Below are 18,925 nucleotides of genomic sequence, written 5' to 3' on the forward strand. Positions count from 1 at the left end.
GCTCGTTCCTCACATGCGTACGGAAAGGGGAGAGGCGGAAGGGGGGAGAGGCGGAGAAGGGCGGTAGGGGAGAGGCTCAGTGGTGGAGCAGGACGATGACGGCTCCCCAGATCGTCAGGAGCACGTTTCCGACGGCGTACGGAATCGTGTAGCCGAGCGTCGGGATCTGGGACCTGGACGATTCGTTGATCGCACCGATCGCCGCGGTGGTCGTCTGGCCGCCCGCGAGGACGCCCATCAGGATGGGGAAGCGGATCTTCTGCACGTAGTGCCCGAAGAGGAAGCCGACGATCAGCGGGATCACCGTGGCGACCGCGCCGAACACGAGCAGGCCCCAACCGGCCGTCGAGAGGCCGGAGGTGAAGCTCGGGCCCGCGTTGATGCCGACCACCGCGACGAACAGGCAGAGCCCGAGCGTGTCCATGAACCACTGGGCGCCGGGCGGGACGTTCCCGTACGTCGGGTACTTGCCGCGGATCCACCCGAAGACCAGGCCCATGATCAGCGCGCCGCCGGATGTGGAGAGCGAGATCGGCACGCCGCCCGCGGTCAGCGCCGGGATGCCGATGCAGCCGCCGAGGAAGATGCCGAGCCCCACCCAGATCATGTCGGTGGCGAAGGACGTCGGCACGGGCTTGCCGAGCTCCTTGCCCGCCGGGTCCACCAGGCGTCTGGGGCCGGTGAGGATCAGGGTGTCGCCGCGCTCCAGCCTGGTGGAGAGGCGGTAGGGGAAGTCGGCGCCGGAGCGGTACAGCTTGTCGACGTAGACACCGACCATGAACGGCTCGCGCCGCAGGTCCCCGATGGTCCTGCCCAGCTGGTCCTTCTCGGAGGCCACGACGTGCAGTGACTCGGTCTGGTAGCCGAGGAGTTCGACGTCGTCGGTCTCGGCGCCGATGTGCGTACGGGCGTCGAACTCGACGAGCGAGCCGCGCAGCGCGCTCAGCGCCACGACGTCGCCCTCGCGCAGGGCGAGCTGCTGGTCGTGGTCGAGGATGTGCCCCTCTCTGCGTACGCGGGTGATGTAGACCCGGCGGCCCAGCTCGCGCTGCTGGTTCTCGAAGTCCTCGATGGTGCGGCCCACGAGGTCGGGGCGCTGGATGGTGTAGGCGCGCAGGACGACCTCGTAGTAGCCCTCGGCGAGGTCGGGGTCGTCGCCGGGGGCGTCCAACTCCTTGGCCAGGGCGGCGGATTCGGCCGCGAGGTCCTTGCGGTAGAGCTTGGGCAGGACGTTGGCGAGCAGCATCGCGCAGAGGATCGTGCCCAGGGGGTACGTCACCGCGTATCCGATGGCGACCAGGTTCGACTCGCTCTTGACCTGCGCGGAACTGAGACCCGGCAGGTTGGAGATCGCGTCGCCCGCGACGCCGATGACGGCGGACTGGGTGAGCGCGCCGCCGAGCAGACCCGCCGAGAGACCGGGGCCGTAGCCGAGCATCGCGGCGAAGGCCCAGCAGACGAGCAGGCCGGTCACACAGACGACGACCGCGTTGAGGACCTGCGGGAGGCCGTCCTTCTTCAGGCCGCGGAAGAACTGCGGGCCGACCTTGTAGCCGAGCGCGAACAGGAACATCGTGAAGAAGAGGTTCTTCACGGTGCCGTCGATCTCGACCTTGAACTGCGCCCCGAGCAGCAGCCCCGCGATGAGGCAGCCGGTGACCGCGCCGAGCCCGATGGCCTTGTAGCGCAGTTTCCCGAAGAGGAAGCCGATCGCCACGGTGATGAAGACGAGCAGCTCGGGATGGGGCTGAAAGATGTTCCGGTTGAGGAAGTCGATCATTTTCTACGCTCCGGGTGCGCCGGGTCAGGCGCCGAGTACGCCGACGAGGATCGGCCCGGTCAGGGGGAGCAGGAAGTTGGAGAGGGCGTAAGTGATCGTGTAGCCGAGCAGCGGGACGGAGCTCTGGGCCACCTGGGTGACGGAGGTGATCGCCGGGGTCGAGCACTGCTGGCCGGCGATGGCGCCGATCAGGAGCGGTTTCTCGATCTTCAGGAGCTTGCGGCCGATGAGGAGCGAGATCGTCGCGGGCACCAGGACCATCGCGATCCCGGCGAACGGGAGCAGCGCCCCGTACTCCTTGAGCAGCGGCCAGGCCTGCGGCCCCGACACGAGCCCCGTACAGGCGATGAAGATCGCCAGACCCATGTCCTTGAGGGTGTTCGCGGCCTGCGGCGGGAACGCCCCGAAGGTCTGTCTGCGGGAGCGGAACCAGCCGAAGAGCAGCCCGGAGATCAGACAGCCGCCGCCCGTGCCGAGCGACATGGGCACGTCGCCGAAGTGCACGACGACCTGCCCGAGCAGGGAACCGGCGGCGATGCCCAGACCCAGATAGATGAAGTCGGTGGCGTCGTTCTTGACGACCGCGCCGATCCTCGCGACCAGCTTGTTCAGGCCGGAGCGCGCGCCCACCAGGGTGAGCACGTCACCGCGGCGCACGGTGGTGCCACCGGCCGCGGGCAGATGCTGGTCGCCGCGCAGTACGTCGGTGACGTACACGCCGTCCTTGATGAACTCGGGATGCGCGCGCTGGAGGTCGTCCACGCTCATGCCGTCCGACGACTTGTCGGTGACGGCGACCTGGGCGGTGGCCAGCGGGGTGTCGACGCCGGGGATGCCGGGGGTCTCGGGGCCGATGAGGTGCCCGGACTCGATGACGTTGGCGCGGCGGCCGACCACCAGGACCAGGTCGGAGAGGGTGAGCGCCAGGCCGGGCGCGGGCGTCAGGTTCTTGCTGCCCCGCTTGACGGCCTCGACGGTGACCCGGCCGTCGAGGTCCGACTCCAGGTCGCCGACGGTCCTGCCGTCGGCCGTGGTCACCAGATAGGTGCGGCCGACCATGCCCGGCAGCGCCTGCCGCTCGTCCGGCTCCAGGCCGCCGCCCGAGCCGCGCATCTTCTCCCACAGCTCACGCGAGGCGTCCCGCAGGTTGATGCGCATCATCATCGGCATGATCTGGCTGGTGTAGAGCACGATGGTGATCAGGCCGAAGAGGTAGCAGACCGTGTACGCGGTGGCCACGTGCCCCTGGTACTGGGTGATCTGGTCAGGGGTGAGGCCGTCGAGCTTGCCGATGGCCTCGGTCGCCGTACCGACGACGGCCGACTCGGTTGCCGCACCCGCCAGGATGCCCGAGGCCGTGCCGACGTCCAGGTCGAAGGCCTTGGCCAGGCCGAACGCGATGCCCAGGACGCAGACCAGTTCGATGCCGCAGAGCGCGAAGAAGCGCAGGCTCTCGCGGTTGAGGTTGGAGAAGAACTGCGGGCCCGCGAGATAGCCGAGGGAGAAGATGAAGAGCGCGAAGAAGATCGTCTTGACGTCGTCGGAGACGACGACCTTGGCCCAGGCGCCGAGCAGCAGCGAGACGATCAGCGTGCCGCAGATGCCGCCCAGGGTGATGGGGCCGACGCGCACCTTGCCCACGAGGTAGCCCAGGGCGAGGCAGATGAACAGCGCGAACTCGGGGTGATCACGGAGTACGCCCACCGGCGCTCACCGTGCCTGGTCTATTGCGATACGAGGCATATGTGGCATAGGGGCAACCTAAGGAGCCGGGTGGCGTGCTGCCACTCGGCTCCCGGGGCTGCCGCTCCCCGCCGGTCAGTCCGCGACGTACTCCCGCGGCAGCTCACCGGTGGACGCGACGCCCGCGTACCAGTGGGCGCTGGACTTCGGGACGCGGGCCTGCGTCTCGTAGTCGACGTACACCGCGCCGAAGCGCTTGCTGTAGCCGTACGACCATTCGAAGTTGTCCATGAGGGACCAGAGGTAGTAGCCGCGCACGTCGGCACCGTCCGTGATGGCCCGGCGGACGGCGGCCAAGTGTCCGTGCAGGTAGGCGATGCGCTCCGGGTCGTGGACGCGGCCCTCCGGGTCGGGCTTGTCGTCGTAGGCCGCGCCGTTCTCGGTGATGTACAGCGGAAGGCCCGGCGCCTCCCGGGTGTAGCGCATGATCAGCTCGTGCAGCCCCGTCGGGTCGATGGTCCAGCCCATCTCGGTGCGGTCGCCCGGCGTCTGGTGGAACGCCACGTCGTCGGACGCGGGCCACGGGGAGTGCTCGCTCGCGCCGTGCCCGTCGGCCCGCGGGTTGCCCGGGTCGTCGTGCGCGGCGGAGACCAGCGCGGGCGTGTAGTAGTTCAGGCCGAGCGCGTCCAGCGGCTGGTGGATGGCGGCCAGGTCGCCGTCGTGCACGAAGGACCAGTCGGTGACCCGGGCCGTGTCGGTGAGCAGGTCCGCGGGGTAGGCGCCGTGCAGCATCGGGCCGTGGAAGACGCCGTTCGCGAGGTTGTCGATGCGGCGGCGGGCGTCCTGGTCCGCGGGGCTGTCCGAAACCGCCCTGACCACCGAGGAGTTGAGGCTCACCGCGACCTTGGCGCGGGCCGGCAGGGCGGCGCGCAGCGCCTGGGTGCCCAGGCCGTGCGCGAGGTTGAGGTGGTGCGCGGCCTGGAGTGCGGCCGCCGGGTCGGTGCGGCCGGGGGCGTGCACGCCGGAGCCGTACCCCAGGAAGGCGCTGCACCATGGCTCGTTGAGCGTGATCCAGGACTCGACGCGGTCGCCGAGCGCCTCGGCGACGAAGCCCGCGTACTCGGCGAACCGGTGGGCGGTCTCGCGCGCGGGCCAGCCGCCCGCGTCCTCCAGTTCCTGCGGCAGGTCCCAGTGGTAGAGGGTCAGGGCGGGCTTGATGCCCTTGGCCAGCAGCTCGTCGACGAGCCGTCGGTAGAAGTCGAGGCCGCGCTGCACGGCGGGACCGCGCCCGGTGGGCTGCACGCGCGACCAGGAGACGGAGAACCGGTAGGCGCCCAGGCCGAGGTCCGCCATGAGCGCGACGTCGTCGCGGTAGCGGTGATAGTGCTCGACGGCGATGTCACCGGTGTCGCCGTCGGCCGTCCTGCCGGGTGTGTGGCTGAAGGTGTCCCAGATGGAGGGGGTGCGGCCGTCTTCACGCACGGCGCCCTCGATCTGGTACGCGGACGTGGCGGCACCCCAGAGGAAATCGGCCGGAAAGGCAAGGGATTCAGTCATGGAAGCGCTCCCATGGAAAGGGGGAAGGGGACAGGAAAGAACAGGGGTCGGTCTGGAGGCCAGGGCCGAGGCCGGCGGTGACTCGGCCCTGGCGGCGGAGAGGGACGGCAGACGACGCGGGGCCTCAGCCCTTCACTGCGCCCTGCATGATGCCGCTCACGATCTGCTTGCCGAAGAGGATGAACGCCAGGAGCAGCGGCAGGGTGCCGAGCAGGGCGCCCGCCATGATCACCGCCCGGTCCGGGATGTAACCCGTGCCGAGGGAGTTGAGCGCCACCTGCACGGTGGGGTTCGACTGGTTCAGCGCGATGATCGGCCACAGGAAGTCGTTCCAGGCCATGACGAACGTCAGCAGACCGAGCACCGCCATCGCGGGGCGTGCCGCCGGGAACACCACGTGCCAGATGATGCGCAGACTGCTCGCGCCGTCCATCCGCGCCGCCTCGATGAGCTCGCTCGGCAGTGCCTGGAGCAGGAACTGCCGCATGAAGAACACCCCGAAGGCGCTCACGAACGTCGGCAGGATCACCGCCTGGAGCTGGTTGGTCCACTGCAGGTCGGCGATCCACAGATACAGCGGTACGACGCTGAGCTGCGGCGGCACCATCATCGTGCCGATGGTCAGCAGGAGCAGCAGGCCGCTGAACTTGAACTTCAGCTTGGCGAAGGCGAATCCGGCGATCGTGGAGAACAGCACGGTGCCGATGGTGATGCTGCCCGCCACGATCGTGGTGTTCAGCATCGCGTCGCCGAGGCTGGCCTCGGTCCAGGCCCGCTCCAGGTTCTTGAAGAGGTTCCCGCCGAACCACAGGGGCGGCGGGGTCTGGGCGAGCCGTCCGCTCGTGCGCGAGGCCGCGATCGCCGTCCAGATCAGCGGTGCCAGCGAGACGGCGGTGAACAGCGCAAGGACGACGTAGGTCACGGGCCCCGCGTGCATCGTGCGGCCGGCCTTCAGGCCCAGCGGCCGGGCAGGCGTCAGGCCCGGGGTGCGGGACTTCATTGGGCCTTCCTCAGACGTCGGGCGATCAGCAGATTGACCGCGGCGATGAGCAGCAGGACCACGAGCATCAGCCAGGCGACCGCCGAGGCCCGCCCCAGGTGGCCGTTGATCCAGCCCTGGTCGTACAGATAGAGCCCCAGGGTCTGGAACTGGTGGTCGGCGCCGCCCTTGGACCCGGAGGTGCCGCCGAACAGCAGCGGCTCACCGAAGAGCTGCGTCGCCCCGATGGTGGAGACGACCACCGTGAACAGGATCGTCGGACGCAGCATCGGGATGGTCACGTGCCGGAACTGCTGCCAGCGCGAGGCGCCGTCCAGGGAGGCCGACTCGTACAGGTCGTGCGGCACGGCCTGCATCGCCGCCAGATAGATCAGCGCGTTGTAGCCGGTCCACCGCCAGATGACGATCGACGACACCGCGAACTGCGAACCCCACGACGACTCACGCCAGTTGACGGGATCGATGCCGACGGACCCGATGATCCAGTTGACCATGCCGCCGTCCCACGCGAAGAGCAGCGTGAAGACCAGCGAGGCACTCGCCACCGACGTGGCGTACGGAGCGAGCATCGCCACCCGCCACAGGGTGGAGCCGCGCAGCTTGTAGTTGAGCAGATGCGCGATGCCGAGCGCGACGGCGAGCTGCGGGACGGTGGAGATGATGCCGATGGTGAAGGTGTTGCCGAGGGCGTTCCAGAAGTAGTCGCTCTGCAGCAGGTTGGTGTAGTTCTCCAGGCCCAGCCAGGTGCTGTCGTCGAGGTTGGTCAGCTCCAGGCGGTGCAGCGAGGCCCAGCCGGTGTAGAGCAGAGGGAACAGGCCGAAGGCACCGAAGAAGAGGAAGAACGGGGCGACGAAGACGTACGGCGACGCCTTTATGTCCCAGCGGTACAGGCGGCTGCGCCACGAGGACGTGGGGGAGGCCTTGCGCCTCCCGGACGCGGCCGGGGCCGCGTCCCCCTCACCGGGGGACGCGGTCTCGGCGTACTCAGCGGTCTCGGACATGCGCGTCACTGTCCCAGAACATCCTTGATCTCCTTCTGCGCGGCTTCCCAGCCCTCAGCCGGAGACTTGCCCTGTTGCTCCACCTGGAGCACACCGATGTCCGTGATGGACTGGCCGATCTGGGCGTCCTTGAGGCCGTAGATGGCCGACGGGGTGTTCTTCGCGATGTCGGCGTAGATCTCCGTGATGGGCGCGTCGTTGAAGTACGCCTTGGTCGCGGGCGACGGCTTCAGCGTGTCGTACGCCGACGGGGTGGACGGGAAGCTGGCCTGCTTGGCGAAGACCTTCGCGAGCTGCTCGGGCTGCGTCAGCCAGACGGCGAGCTCGGTCGCCTCCTTCTTGTGCTTGCCCGCGCTCGGCACGCCGAGGAACGTTCCGCCCCAGTTGCCGTCGGTGGGCGCCTTGGCCATGTCCCACTGGCCCTTGCCCTCCGGGCCCGTCTTCTCCTGGATGTAACCGGCCATCCACGCGGGGCACGCCACGGTGGCGAACTTGGCGTTGGCGAAGCCCTGGTCCCAGGTCGGGTCGAACTGCTTGAGCTTGGAGGACATGTCGCCCTGCGCGACCTTCATCGCCGCGTCCCAGGCGTCCTTGCGGCCCTGGCTGTCCTCGTAGATCTCCTTGCCGCCCTTGTCGTAGTACCGCTCTTTCGCACCGGCGAAGACGGCGTTGTAGACACTGGAGGCGGAGTCGACGAACTTGGTGCCGTCGGGCGCCTTCTTCATGTACTTCTTGCCGACGTCGACGTACTTGTCCCAGTCGCCGGCCCACTCCTTGGCGAGCTCCTCGCGGTCGGTGGGCAGACCGGCCTTCTTGAAGAGGTCCTTGCGGTAACAGAGTGCCGTCGGGCCGATGTCGACGCCGAGGCCGACCGTCTTGCCGTCGTCGGTCGTGGCCTGCTTCCACTTCCAGTCGAGATACGTGGACTTGTCCACGCCCTTGGCCTTGCTCAGGTCCTCGAACTTGGCGGCCTGGGTCTGCACGACCTCGGTGATGTTGCTGACCTCTATGGCCGCGACGTCATTGACACCGGCGCCGGACTGGAGCTGGGTGAGCAGCTTCGGGTAATAGGCGTCGTTGCGCTCGATGACGTTCTCTTTGATCTTGATGTTCGGGTGCGACTTCTCGTACTCGGCGTAGAGACCTGCCTGCTTCAGGCCCAGCACGCCGAACGTGCCCACGTTGAGCGTGACCTTGCCGTCGCCGCCCTCCGAACCGCTGTCGTCGTCGCTGGAACAACCGGCCAGCAGGCTCGTGGCCAGCGCGGTCACGGCCGCGAAGGCCACCAGCCGTCCGGACCGGCGGGAACTCGTGCGCATTGCGTCCTCCTGTTGCCTGACGTGCCGACCCCCCGGCCAACTGCACTTCTTGCCCCGTTGCTTGACGCTTCGGCTCGGGCGGGGAACGTGCGGGATGTGTACGTGTCAGGTAGTGTGGGAGCGCTCCCACAGGTGATGAGTTGAAGAGTCGTGGCTGGGAGCGGGGGTGTCAAGAGACCGGACATAGAGATATGTCTTCAGTTATCGGGCTGTTACGAGGACGCTCGTGCGTTCGGCCCATCCGCCCGGTGAAGATCAGGCTGTTACATTCCTCTACATTCCTCGCCGGGGGAAGTGCGACGGGAGGCGGACAATGGCAGCTCACGGTGCGCGTGGCCGCAGCGGCGGTCGACCGACCCTGGAGGAGGTCGCCGCGCGGGCGGGAGTGGGCCGCGGGACGGTCTCCCGGGTGATCAACGGCTCACCGCGGGTGAGCGAGACGACCAGGACGGCCGTCGAGGCCGCCGTGGCGGAGCTCGGTTACGTCCCGAACACGGCGGCCCGTGCCCTCGCCGCCAACCGCACGGACGCCATCGCCCTGGTCGTGCCCGAGCCCGAGACCCGCTTCTTCGCCGAGCCGTACTTCTCCGACGTCCTGCGCGGGGTCGGGGCGGAGCTCAGCGAGACGGAGATGCAGCTCCTGCTGATCTTCGCCGGGAACGACCGCAGGCGTCAGCGCCTTGCCCAGTACCTCGCGGCCCACCGCGTCGACGGCGTCCTCCTCGTCTCGGTGCACGCCGACGACCCGCTGCCGGACCTGCTCTCCCAGCTGGAGATCCCCGCGGTGATCAGCGGCCGCCGCTCGGCCGACGAGGCGCTGCCCTCGGTCGACTCCGACAACTTCGCGGGGGCCCACTCGGCGGTGGAGCACCTCCTGGCACGCGGCCGTACGCGTATAGCCACCATCACCGGCCGCCTGGACGTCTACGGCGCCCAGCGCCGCCTGGACGGCTACCGCGCGGCGCTCTCGGACGCGGGCCACGCGGTGGACGAGGGGCTCATCGCGCCGGGCGACTTCACGGAGGAGGGCGGGCACCGGGCGATGACGGAGCTGCTCGCGGCCTGCCCCGGGGTGGACGCGGTGTTCGCGGGTTCCGACGTGATGGCCGCGGGTGCCCGGCAGGCCCTGCGCGAGGCCGGCCGCCGGATACCCGACGACGTGGCGCTCGTCGGCTTCGACGACTCGGCGATCGCCCGCCACATGGACCCGCCCCTGACGAGCGTGCGGCAGCCGATCGAGGAGATGGGCCGGGCGATGATCGACCTGCTGCTCGCCGAGATCGCGGACGACCGCCCGGCCTCGGCCCGCCGCCTGGAGCACCGCCAACTGGTTCTGCCCACGGAACTGGTGGAGCGGGCGTCGTCCTGAGGACCCGGCGGAACGAAGGGCGGGCCGCCGACGCGGGAGGCGACCGGCGGCCCGGGCACCCCGGCATCCTGTGCCGACACAGACCACACGAAGCGCCACCCGCACTGTGCACCGGCCCCGCACGGGCGGGAAGCGTGTGCGCGAGGCGGCCAGGGGGACGGCTTCCGCACCCCGTGTGAACAACACGAAGAAGGCCCGGTCCGCTTTCGCGGACCGGGCCTTCTGTCAGGGTGAGTGACGGGACTTGAACCCGCGGCCACCTGGACCACAACCAGGTGCTCTACCAACTGAGCTACACCCACCATGTCCGGTCGTTTTTCTTTCTTCCGACCGGCCGAGAAAAAGTGTACAGGGTCCGAAGGGGTGCTCGCGCACGCGTTATTCGGACCCCGTACGAGGGGCGTTCCGCGGAGGCTATTCCGCGGGGAGCACGTACTTGGCCGCGATCGTCTTCGCGGTGTCCGAGTCCGGTCCTGGCTGCGGCACGAAGACCGCCTCCCGGTAGTAGCGCAGCTCCGCGATGGATTCGCGGATGTCCGCCAGCGCCCGGTGGTTGCCGTTCTTGTCCGGGCTGTTGAAGTACGCCCGGGGGTACCACCGCCGGGCCAGTTCCTTGATCGAGGAGACGTCGACGATGCGGTAGTGGAGGAACTCCTCCAGCGTCCCCATGTCACGGAGCAGGAAGCCGCGGTCGGTGCCGACCGAGTTCCCGCACAGCGGAGCCTTGCGCGGCTCCTTGACGTGCTCACGTACGTACGCCAGGACCTGCTCCTCGGCGTCGGCCAGCGTGGTTCCGCCGGCCAGCTCGTCGAGGAGCCCCGAGGCGGTGTGCATTTTGCGCACCACCTCGGGCATGGTCTCCAGCGCCGCGTCCGGCGGGCGGATCACGATGTCCACACCTTCGCCGAGCACGTTCAGTTCCGAGTCGGTGACCAGTGCGGCCACCTCGATAAGTGCGTCATCCGTCAGCGAGAGCCCGGTCATCTCGCAGTCGATCCACACCATGCGATCGTTCATGCGTCTTACCCTACGGCGCACTCCTCTGGCCGGGCAGAGGCGGACGCCCTGGCGCGTACAGATCCGAACTCGGCTTTCCCGGATCCGTGGACAGCGACGCCGAGGGACCAAGGGCGCTCGCGGCCGCCGTACGCCGTGTCTGCGACGGGACGGGTCCGCCCTCCGCGTTCACCATCGCCGTGGTGGCCACGGACGCCGCGGATTCCAGCAGCGCCCGTTCACCTCCTTGCGGCCTGCGGGCGCGGTAAGCGGCCCGGTAGGCGGCGGGCGACGAGCCCAGCTGGCGCCGGAAGTGGCCGCGCAGGGCCACGGGCGAACGGAAGCCGCAGCGGCCCGCGACCTCGTCGACGGAGTAGTCGGAGGTCTCGAGCAGCCGCTGTGCCTGCAGCACGCGCTGAGTGATCAGCCACTGCAGGGGAGCGCTCCCGGTGAGCGAGCGGAACCTGCGGTCGAAGGTCCGCCTGCTCATGTATGCGCGCGCGGCCAGCGTCTCCACGTCGAACTGCTCGTGGAGATGCTCCAGGGCCCAGGCGACGACCTCGGCGAGCGGGTCGGCGCCGATCTCCTCTGGTAAAGACCTGTCGAGATAGCGCTCCTGACCGCCGGCCCGGCGCGGAGGCACGACGAGCCTGCGCGCGAGCGCGCCCGCCGCTTCGTTGCCATGATCCGTGCGCACGATGTGCAGGCACAGATCAATTCCGGCCGCGGTCCCCGCGCTGGTGAGCACGTCCCCGTCGTCGACGAAGAGCTCACGCGGGTCCACATGGACGGACGGATACCGCTTGGCCAGCGTCGGTGCGTACATCCAGTGCGTGGTCGCCGGGCGGCCGTCGAGCAGACCGGCCGCGGCGAGCACGAACGCTCCGGTGCACAGCCCCACGATGCGGGCGCCCTCCTCGTGCGCGCGGCGCAGAGCGTCGAGCGCCTCCGGCGGCGGCGGTGAGGTGATCGACCGCCAGGCCGGCACCACGACGGTGCCCGCACGCCCTATGGCCTCCAGGCCATGTGGCGCGGTGAGTTCGAGCCCCCCGGTCGTACGCAGTGGTCCCTCTTCACCGGCGCAGACCAGCAGCCGGTAGCGGGGGACCCCGGCGTCCTGCCGGTCGATCCCGAACACGGAGAGCGGTATGGAACTCTCGAAGATGGGGCCACCGCTGAACAGCAGCACCGCGACAATCTCCCTGCGGCGGCGTCCGGACAGCTTCCGCGACGCGGCTTCTTGCACGGCAGTGGAGTCGTGGCTCATGGTGCTAAGCCCCCCTCGGTCGTCGCGGCTCCCCGTTCTTGGCTTGCTCTGGTTTCTCTGCGTGTTCCGCGTTCTCGGCGTTCTCGGCTTCTGTGTTCTCGGCGCTCTTGGCGTTCCTGTCGGACCTGTCGCTCCTGCACGTTTCCCCTCGGTCCTCCACCAGTCCCCCGCCGTAATACAGTCATGATCGAATCTACTGCGTCCCGTGCTGCCGGGGTTACCAGTTAAGGACCCGGCACTATGTCGACATGGCAACTTGGCGTGAAGCAGTCGATCACGAAGCGTTGCACTCACGGGCGTTGCTGGGAAGTGCGCCTCAGCTCCGTGGCCGGTCCCCGTAGGGTTCAGGCGCCTTCCGCATGCCTTTCAGCCCTGGTGGGAGCGGGGTTTGGTACCCCTTCGGCCAAGGAAGGCATGGCCATAGGAAGTTGGCTGAAAAGTTACGGGTGAGTGCGCGCTAATCGGTCAGTCCACCGGCGTAGACCCACCAGCATGCCGACCGCCCCTGTGCGCCCCCGCGGCCGTCCGCCCGTGCCGCCCGCGGGGCTCGTGACCCTGCTCCTCGACCAGCCGCGCGGCGCCCCGCTCGGACTGCCGCAGGAGCAGCCGGCAGACCCCCGTCACGGCCACGAGTCCGAGGGCGGAACCCGCGGCTCCCGCCAGCGAGGTCCCGTACCCCACGAGGACGACGGGAACCAGGACGCAGCTGAACGCGGCCCAGCGGACGACATCACTCGCGGAGTCCTGCGCCGGGGTGGGTGGCGTCTTCTGGGCGCGTGGCACCGGGGCCCCGCCGCGCGGGCGCTCGCGCGCCCCCTCCGGCGGGCGTCGGCGGCTCTGTGCCGTCACGCGTGAGGACGTCGTGACGTGTGAGGACACGGGCGGCGGTCCAGGCACGGCGGGCTCCCTGTGGCAGTGGGGTACCGAAGTTCAACGCGCGGTCACGCGGCCGGTCACTGGCGCTGAGCGGGGGCCACGCGGGTGGGTGCCCAAACCGCCTGTACAGGGCAGCAACCATTGCCATACGGGCGCCGCTCATGCATGCTCCGGTGAACGCCGTGAGGCTCCCGCAGGGCCGTCAGCAAGCTCTGGGCAGGAGAGGAGTGTCGCCGTACCCTTGGGGGTATGGGGTTGGGAAGATGATTCCCGGACACAGCTCCGGTGGTCGTTCCTCCTCGTCCCTGCCCGATCTCCCACAGAGGACTCCTTCGCCGAGACACCCATGGCCGGTCACGAATTCTCCGAACCAGCGGACCGCAAGCGGCAGGTCGCCGATCCCACGGCGACCCCCCAGGCGGCGGAACAACCACGTCACTCCTGCGACCCGGCCTTCCGGCACGGGGTCGTCGTCGGTTTCGACGGCTCGACCTCCAGTGAGCGCGCGCTCTCGTACGCGATCGGGATGGCCCACCGCTCCGGCTCCGGCCTGATCATCGTGCACGTCGCCAACCGGCTCCCCACCACGGTGTGGGCGGGCTGTGAGCCGCCGGTCTTCGTCGACGTGCCGGATCACCGCACGGAAGTGCTCGGTCTGGAGCTGGCCTGCGCGGACTACCTGGCCGAAGTGCCGTGGATCCTGGTCGAGCGCGGCGGCGACATCTGCCATGAGCTCGAAGAGGTCGGCCGGGAGTACTCGGCGGACGCGATCGTCGTCGGATCGACGCACGGGATCGTGGGGCGCATCTTCGGCTCGGTCGCGGGCCGGCTCGCGCGCCGTGCGCAACGACCCGTCGTGGTCATTCCATAACGCCCCTTCAACGCCTCTTGGCCTCGGGTTCCCAGGTGGGACAAGGGCGGCGGGGCATCGACTTCCTTCGCATGTAGATAAATCTACTCGCGCGTAGAGGTGGGTTGTGCCCTTGTGAAGGGTACGTACAGGTGGCACGACCCCCTGCCGACCGGGGAGTGACGGCCACGGGCTGAGGCAGGCGCGGGTCGGGGGAATGGGCGCCCCCGCCCCTTGAAGAACGACCCCTCGCACGCTTGGTGGCACGCGCGAGGGGTCGTTCATTTTCCGGCGGCTTCCGGGACTACTCGACGGTGACGGACTTCGCCAGGTTGCGCGGCTTGTCGATGTCCCGGCCCAGGGCCAACGCCGTGTGGTAGGCGAGGAGTTGGAGCGGGATGCCCATCAGGATCGGGTCCAGCTCGTTCTCGTTCTTCGGGACGAGGATCGTCTGGTCGGCCTTCTCCTGCTCTTGGTGCGCGACCGCGAGGATCTTGCCGCTGCGGGCCTTGATCTCCTCCAGGGCGGCGCGGTTCTTCTCCAGGAGGTCGTCGTCCGGGACGATCGCGACCGTGGGGAGCGCGGGCTCGATGAGCGCGAGCGGGCCGTGCTTCAGCTCGGACGCCGGGTAGGCCTCGGCGTGGATGTACGAGACCTCCTTGAGCTTCAGGGAGGCCTCGCGGGCCACGGGATAGCCGCGTACGCGTCCGATGAAGAGCATCGAGCGGGCGTCCGCGTACCCCTTCGCGATCTTCTTGATCTCGTCCTCCTGCTTGAGGATCTCCGAGATCTGGCCGGGCAGCTTGCGCAGGCCCTCGATGATCCGCTTGCCGTCGGAGACCGACAGGTCACGGATGCGGCCCAGGTGCAGGGCGAGCAGGCCGAAGGCGACCGTGGTGTTCGTGAAGCACTTGGTGGAGACCACGCAGACCTCCGGGCCCGCGTGGACGTACACGCCCGCGTCGGCCTCACGGGCGATCGCGGAACCGACGACGTTCACGACGCCCAGGACGCGGGCGCCCTTGCGCTTCAGCTCCTGGACGGCGGCGAGCACGTCGTACGTCTCGCCGGACTGGGAGACGGCGATGTAGAGGGTGTCGGGGTCCACCACCGGATTGCGGTAGCGGAACTCGCTCGCGGGCTCGGCGTCCGCGGGGATGCGGGCCAGCTCCTCGATCATCTGGGCGCCGATCATGCCCGCGTGGTACGAGGTGCCGCAGCCGAGGATCTTGACGCGGCGCACCTTGCGGGCGTCGTGCGCGTCGAGGTTCAGGCCGCCGAGGTGCACGGTGGAGAAGCGGTCGTCGATGCGGCCGCGCAGGACGCGGTCCACGGCCTCGGGCTGCTCGAAGATCTCCTTGTGCATGTACGTGTCGTGACCGCCCATGTCGTACGACTCCGCCTCCCACTCCACGGTGGTCGGCGAGGCGGTCGTACGGGAGCCCTCGGTCGTGTACGTGCGGTAGTCGTCGGCCTTGATCGTGGCCATCTCGCCGTCGTCGAGGGTGACGACCTGGCGGGTGTGCGAGACGAGCGCGGCGACGTCCGAGGCGACGAACATCTCCTTCTCGCCGATGCCGAGGACCACGGGGGAGCCGTTGCGGGCGACGACGATGCGGTCGTTGAAGTCGGCGTGCAGGACGGCGATGCCGTACGTGCCCTCGACGTGGCGCAGGGCCTCGCGGACCTTGTCCTCCAGCTTGTCCGCCTGGGCGCGGGCGATGAGGTGGGTGAGGACCTCGGTGTCCGTCTCGGAGAGGAACTCGACGCCGTCGGCGGTGAGCTTGGCGCGCAGCTCGGAGGCGTTGTCGATGATGCCGTTGTGGACGACGGCGACCTTGTCGTCACCGGACATGTGCGGGTGGGCGTTCTCGTCGGACGGCGCGCCGTGGGTGGCCCAGCGGGTGTGGGCGATGCCGGTGGTGCCCTTGAAGCGGGCGGGCACCTTGGCTTCCAGGTCGCGGACCCGGCCCTTCGCCTTGACCATCTTCAGGCCGGCGGTCTTGGGGCTGGTGATGACGACGCCCGCGGAGTCGTAGCCGCGGTACTCCAGGCGCTGAAGGCCTTCGAGGAGGAGGGGAGCCACGTCACGCTTGCCGATGTAACCGACGATTCCGCACATAGAAGGAGTCCTAGCCGTAGAGGGTGGTGGTGGTTGCGGTGTTCCTGGCCTGTTCTCAGCCGTAGATCATGCGGCGCAGCTGTCTGAGGCTGAGCTCGGGCGGCGCGACCGCGCGGTACTTGAGGTCCGCCGAGATCTGTTCGAAGATCGCCGCGTTCAGCAGGCCCTGACCCTGCAGCTCGCGGTGGCGGCGACGGACGAACTGTTCGGTCGTCTCGTCGAAGTAGGCGAGCACGTCCTGGATGACCCGCAGGGCTTCGCCCCGCTGGAGCGGGGTGCTGCGGGTCAGGTGGTCCACCAGGTCGTCGTGCATTCGTTGATCCTGGAGGAACAGTCCTCCACGTGCAACAATCCTGCCCGATTCCGGGCAGGATGATGGTGAAAACCGGCCCCGACGGCCTACATGCGCTTCAGTACCGCCTGCTTGGCGAGGGAGAACTCCTCGTCCGTGAGTATCCCCGCCTGGTGCAGTTCGCCCAGCTCGCGCAGGCGCCGCAGGAGCGCGTCGTGATCGTCCTCGGCCGGGGCGGCGGGCGCGGGGACGGAAGCGGACTTCGTCAGGGCGGGCGGCGCCTCAGCGGACTCCGCCACGGCCGCCGCCGGGTGCGGCAGCCGCACCTGCACGGCAGCCGCCACCAGCGCCATCAGCGGGTCCTTCTTGAAGCCCCACAGCTCGACCGAGTTCGGGTCGTACTTCGGCGGGGCCTTGGTGGGCGCGTGCCGGACGGTGAAGCGGAGGTAGCCGTTCTCCAGGCCCGCCGCGGGCTGCCACTCCACCGCCGCGACCTCGGAGAGGGCCAGCGTGCGCGTACCGGCGGCGGACTTCGCCTCCTCCGTCTTCCAGTTCCACTCCAGGCGGATGTGCTCCCCGTCGAAGCTCGCCGTGCCGTCCCCCGCCGACACCGACAGCGGCACCGGCGGACCCGGCAGCAGATAGCTGTCGCAGGGCGCGGTGGGCACCTGCTCGATCAGCAGCGCGTTGCGGACCTCGTCGACGACGTACTCCGCGACCCCGTAACGGTCCGATTCCACCGTCAGCTGATACGGGTCCGCGGCCTCCCCGAGCTTGCCCCCGGCGGCCTGCAGCAACGGATCCGCGCCGTCCCGCAGCCGCAGCCTCAGCCGCCCCGACTTCTTCCCCTGTTCGAAGGCGATGCCCGCCAACGCGCCCAGCGGCACGGCCAGTTCTCCCAGCGACCTGCGCAGCAGAGACACGTTCTTGTCGCGTCCCGGCACAAGGCGCAGCGTCTCTCCGTCGAAGGTCCAGGTCCCGTCGCGCTGGATGATTTCCGCCATGCGACGATTCTTCCATCGGCCGGCGGCAGAAGTGGTCTACACCCTTGACCCGCCCCGGGGTGCAAGGTACCCATGGTGACCGTTCGATGGAGATGCACCACAGTGATGGCCCGTCGAAGGGACCCGCTCGTGAGACAGCACCACAGATCGACCCGCCTGTTCGGCTCGTTGCTGCTCGTCGCCGCGGCCGGCCTCTCGTCCGTGGCCGCGGCGCCCGGCGGCGGAGCGGAGGAAACAGCCACGGCCGCCGCGCCGACCCCGCTCGGCCAGATCGTCCCGGCCCCCGCGTCCGCCGCGCCCGGCGGATCCCCGTACGAGATCAGCGCCAAGACCCGCATCCGGGTCGGCGAATCCCGCGAGGCGCGCGCGATCGGCGGCCAACTCGCCGACGTCCTGCGCCCCTCCACCGGCTACCCCCTGAAGGTCACCGACGACGAGGGCCGCGACGGCATCCGGCTGCGCCTGAGCACCAAGGACACGTCCCTGGGGAACGAGGGCTACCGCCTGGAGTCCGGGCGGGGCTCGCTCACCATCACGGCCCGCAAGCCCGCCGGGCTCTTCTACGGCGTCCAGACGCTGCGCCAGCAACTGCCCGCGGCGGCAGAGAAGAAGACCGGGCAGAAGGGCCCCTGGAAGGTCGCGGGCGGCACCATCAAGGACACGCCGCGCTATGCGCACCGCGGCGCGATGCTCGACGTGTCGCGGCACTTCTTCTCGGTCGACAAGGTCAAGCGCTACATCGACCAGATGTCGCTCTACAAGGTCAACAAGCTGCACCTGCACCTCAGCGACGACCAGGGCTGGCGCATCGCCATCGACTCCTGGCCCAGGCTCGCCACGTACGGCGGCTCCACGCAGGTCGGCGGCGGCCAGGGCGGCTACTACACGAAGGCCCAGTACAAGGACATCGTCAAGTACGCGGCATCGCGGCAGCTCGAAGTGATCCCCGAGATCGACATGCCGGGTCACACGAACGCTGCACTCGCCTCGTACGCCGAGCTGAACTGCGACGGCGTCGCGCCCCCGCTCTACACCGGCACCGAGGTCGGCTTCAGCTCGCTCTGCGTCAAGAAGGACGTGACGTACGACTTCGTGGACGACGTGATCCGCGAGATCGCCGCCCTGACGCCCGGCAAGTACATCCACATCGGCGGCGACGAAGCCCACTCCACCAGCCACGAGGACTACGTGGCGTTCATGAACAAGGTCCAGCCGGTGGTCGCCAAGTACGGCAAGACCGCGATCGGCTGGCACCAGCTGACCGGCGCCACACCCGCCAAGGGCGCCATCGCGCAGTACTGGGGCTATGACGCCACCGGCGCCGCCGAGCGCGAGCAGGTCGTGAACGCGGCGAAGAAGGGCACCAAGCTGGTCCTCTCGCCCGCCGACCGTGCCTACCTCGACATGAAGTACGACAAGGACACCCCGCTGGGTCTGGCCTGGGCGGGATACGTCTCGACACAGCGCAGCTACGACTGGGACCCGGGGACGTACCTGAAGGGCGCGCCCGCGGAGTCGATCCAGGGCGTCGAGGCGCCGCTGTGGTCGGAGACGCTCTCGACGTCGGCGCACATCGAGTACATGGCGTTCCCGCGCCTTCCCGGCATCGCCGAGCTCGGCTGGTCGCCCGCCTCGACGCACGACTGGGACGCGTACAAGGTGCGGCTCGCCCAGCAGGGGCCGCGCTGGGACGCGCTCGGGATCGGGTACTACAAGGCGCCGGACGTGCCGTGGCCGGGCAAGTAGGCACCTGACGTACGGACAGGAGTGGGCTCCAGGGGACCGTCCCTGGAGCCCACTCGGCTTGTG

General features: G+C 69.2%; 15 protein-coding genes and 1 tRNA gene. 3 read left to right on the forward strand and 13 right to left on the reverse strand.

Annotation, left to right across the window (positions count from 1 at the left end; genetic code table 11):
- Positions 1-76 precede the first annotated feature (76 nt).
- From aspT (OG302_RS26550) to OG302_RS26575, 6 genes are all read right to left on the reverse strand, one after another.
- On the reverse strand, positions 77-1,780 hold the full coding sequence (aspT, locus tag OG302_RS26550; RefSeq protein ID WP_371529060.1) for an aspartate-alanine antiporter: 1,704 nt from the start codon (positions 1,778-1,780) through the stop codon (positions 77-79).
- A gap of 24 nt (positions 1,781-1,804) precedes the next feature.
- Positions 1,805-3,484 carry an aspartate-alanine antiporter gene (aspT, locus tag OG302_RS26555; RefSeq protein WP_371529061.1) on the reverse strand — a complete coding sequence of 560 codons (1,680 nt, stop codon included), beginning with the start codon at positions 3,482-3,484 and terminating at the stop codon, positions 1,805-1,807.
- Between the two features lie 114 nt (positions 3,485-3,598).
- A complete protein-coding gene (locus OG302_RS26560; RefSeq protein WP_371529062.1) occupies positions 3,599-5,020 on the reverse strand; it encodes a GH1 family beta-glucosidase in 1,422 nt (473 codons plus the stop codon).
- 124 nt (positions 5,021-5,144) lie between these two features.
- A complete protein-coding gene (locus OG302_RS26565; protein ID WP_371529063.1) occupies positions 5,145-6,020 on the reverse strand; it encodes a carbohydrate ABC transporter permease in 876 nt (291 codons plus the stop codon).
- Positions 6,017-7,021, reverse strand: a complete 1,005-nt coding sequence (locus tag OG302_RS26570; protein WP_371529064.1) for a carbohydrate ABC transporter permease — start codon at positions 7,019-7,021, stop codon at positions 6,017-6,019. Before OG302_RS26570 ends, OG302_RS26565 begins: the two co-directional genes overlap by 4 nt.
- 5 nt (positions 7,022-7,026) lie before the next feature.
- On the reverse strand, positions 7,027-8,340 hold the full coding sequence (locus OG302_RS26575; protein ID WP_371529065.1) for an ABC transporter substrate-binding protein: 1,314 nt from the start codon (positions 8,338-8,340) through the stop codon (positions 7,027-7,029).
- Positions 8,341-8,653: 313 nt separating this feature from the next.
- Between OG302_RS26575 and OG302_RS26580 the strand changes: the two genes are divergently transcribed.
- Entirely contained in the window at positions 8,654-9,709 is a 1,056-nt protein-coding gene (locus tag OG302_RS26580) for a LacI family DNA-binding transcriptional regulator (protein WP_371529066.1), read from the forward strand.
- Between the two features lie 229 nt (positions 9,710-9,938).
- Here OG302_RS26580 and OG302_RS26585 read toward each other — a convergent pair.
- The 4 genes from OG302_RS26585 to OG302_RS26600 all read right to left on the reverse strand — a co-directional run bounded on the left by OG302_RS26585 (position 9,939) and on the right by OG302_RS26600 (position 12,755).
- Positions 9,939-10,011, reverse strand: a tRNA-His gene (locus OG302_RS26585).
- Positions 10,012-10,123: 112 nt separating this feature from the next.
- Positions 10,124-10,726, reverse strand: a complete 603-nt coding sequence (gene orn, locus OG302_RS26590) for an oligoribonuclease (protein ID WP_371529067.1) — start codon at positions 10,724-10,726, stop codon at positions 10,124-10,126.
- Between the two features lie 10 nt (positions 10,727-10,736).
- On the reverse strand, positions 10,737-11,972 hold the full coding sequence (locus OG302_RS26595) for a GlxA family transcriptional regulator (protein WP_371529068.1): 1,236 nt from the start codon (positions 11,970-11,972) through the stop codon (positions 10,737-10,739).
- A gap of 465 nt (positions 11,973-12,437) precedes the next feature.
- Positions 12,438-12,755, reverse strand: coding sequence for a hypothetical protein (locus tag OG302_RS26600; protein ID WP_371750240.1), 318 nt, complete (start codon positions 12,753-12,755; stop codon positions 12,438-12,440).
- A 439-nt stretch (positions 12,756-13,194) separates the two neighbouring features.
- On the opposite strand from OG302_RS26600, the gene OG302_RS26605 reads away from it, so the two are divergent.
- Positions 13,195-13,719 (forward strand): universal stress protein, encoded by a 525-nt coding sequence (locus OG302_RS26605; protein ID WP_361836208.1) that lies wholly within the window; start codon positions 13,195-13,197, stop codon positions 13,717-13,719.
- Between the two features lie 283 nt (positions 13,720-14,002).
- Here OG302_RS26605 and glmS read toward each other — a convergent pair whose 3' ends face one another.
- The 3 genes from glmS to OG302_RS26620 all read right to left on the reverse strand — a co-directional run bounded on the left by glmS (position 14,003) and on the right by OG302_RS26620 (position 17,116).
- On the reverse strand, positions 14,003-15,820 hold the full coding sequence (gene glmS, locus OG302_RS26610; protein ID WP_361836206.1) for a glutamine--fructose-6-phosphate transaminase (isomerizing): 1,818 nt from the start codon (positions 15,818-15,820) through the stop codon (positions 14,003-14,005).
- A gap of 55 nt (positions 15,821-15,875) precedes the next feature.
- Positions 15,876-16,133 (reverse strand): hypothetical protein, encoded by a 258-nt coding sequence (locus OG302_RS26615; RefSeq protein WP_371529069.1) that lies wholly within the window; start codon positions 16,131-16,133, stop codon positions 15,876-15,878.
- A gap of 86 nt (positions 16,134-16,219) precedes the next feature.
- Entirely contained in the window at positions 16,220-17,116 is an 897-nt protein-coding gene (locus tag OG302_RS26620) for a DUF4429 domain-containing protein (protein WP_371529070.1), read from the reverse strand.
- Between the two features lie 129 nt (positions 17,117-17,245).
- Between OG302_RS26620 and OG302_RS26625 the strand changes: the two genes are divergently transcribed.
- The gene (locus OG302_RS26625) at positions 17,246-18,862 is read left to right on the forward strand and encodes a beta-N-acetylhexosaminidase (RefSeq protein ID WP_371529071.1); all 1,617 of its coding nucleotides are present in this window, start codon (positions 17,246-17,248) and stop codon (positions 18,860-18,862) included.
- Positions 18,863-18,925: the final 63 nt, after the last annotated feature.

Source organism: Streptomyces sp. NBC_01283 (genome assembly GCF_041435335.1).
Taxonomy (GTDB): Bacteria; Actinomycetota; Actinomycetes; order Streptomycetales; family Streptomycetaceae; genus Streptomyces.

Excerpts from the sequence above, each read along its gene's own strand:
- OG302_RS26560 (WP_371529062.1), bottom strand. The coding sequence starts at position 5,020 with ATGACTGAATCCCTTGCCTTTCCGGCCGATTTCCTCTGGGGTGCCGCC.
- OG302_RS26575 (WP_371529065.1), bottom strand. The coding sequence starts at position 8,340 with ATGCGCACGAGTTCCCGCCGGTCCGGACGGCTGGTGGCCTTCGCGGCC.
- glmS (WP_361836206.1), bottom strand. The coding sequence starts at position 15,820 with ATGTGCGGAATCGTCGGTTACATCGGCAAGCGTGACGTGGCTCCCCTC.
- OG302_RS26595 (WP_371529068.1), bottom strand. The coding sequence starts at position 11,972 with ATGAGCCACGACTCCACTGCCGTGCAAGAAGCCGCGTCGCGGAAGCTG.
- orn (WP_371529067.1), bottom strand. The coding sequence starts at position 10,726 with ATGAACGATCGCATGGTGTGGATCGACTGCGAGATGACCGGGCTCTCG.
- OG302_RS26570 (WP_371529064.1), bottom strand. The coding sequence starts at position 7,021 with ATGTCCGAGACCGCTGAGTACGCCGAGACCGCGTCCCCCGGTGAGGGG.
- OG302_RS26615 (WP_371529069.1), bottom strand. The coding sequence starts at position 16,133 with ATGCACGACGACCTGGTGGACCACCTGACCCGCAGCACCCCGCTCCAG.
- OG302_RS26620 (WP_371529070.1), bottom strand. The coding sequence starts at position 17,116 with ATGGCGGAAATCATCCAGCGCGACGGGACCTGGACCTTCGACGGAGAG.
- OG302_RS26580 (WP_371529066.1), top strand. The coding sequence starts at position 8,654 with ATGGCAGCTCACGGTGCGCGTGGCCGCAGCGGCGGTCGACCGACCCTG.
- OG302_RS26565 (WP_371529063.1), bottom strand. The coding sequence starts at position 6,020 with ATGAAGTCCCGCACCCCGGGCCTGACGCCTGCCCGGCCGCTGGGCCTG.
- aspT (WP_371529060.1), bottom strand. The coding sequence starts at position 1,780 with ATGATCGACTTCCTCAACCGGAACATCTTTCAGCCCCATCCCGAGCTG.
- OG302_RS26605 (WP_361836208.1), top strand. The coding sequence starts at position 13,195 with ATGGCCGGTCACGAATTCTCCGAACCAGCGGACCGCAAGCGGCAGGTC.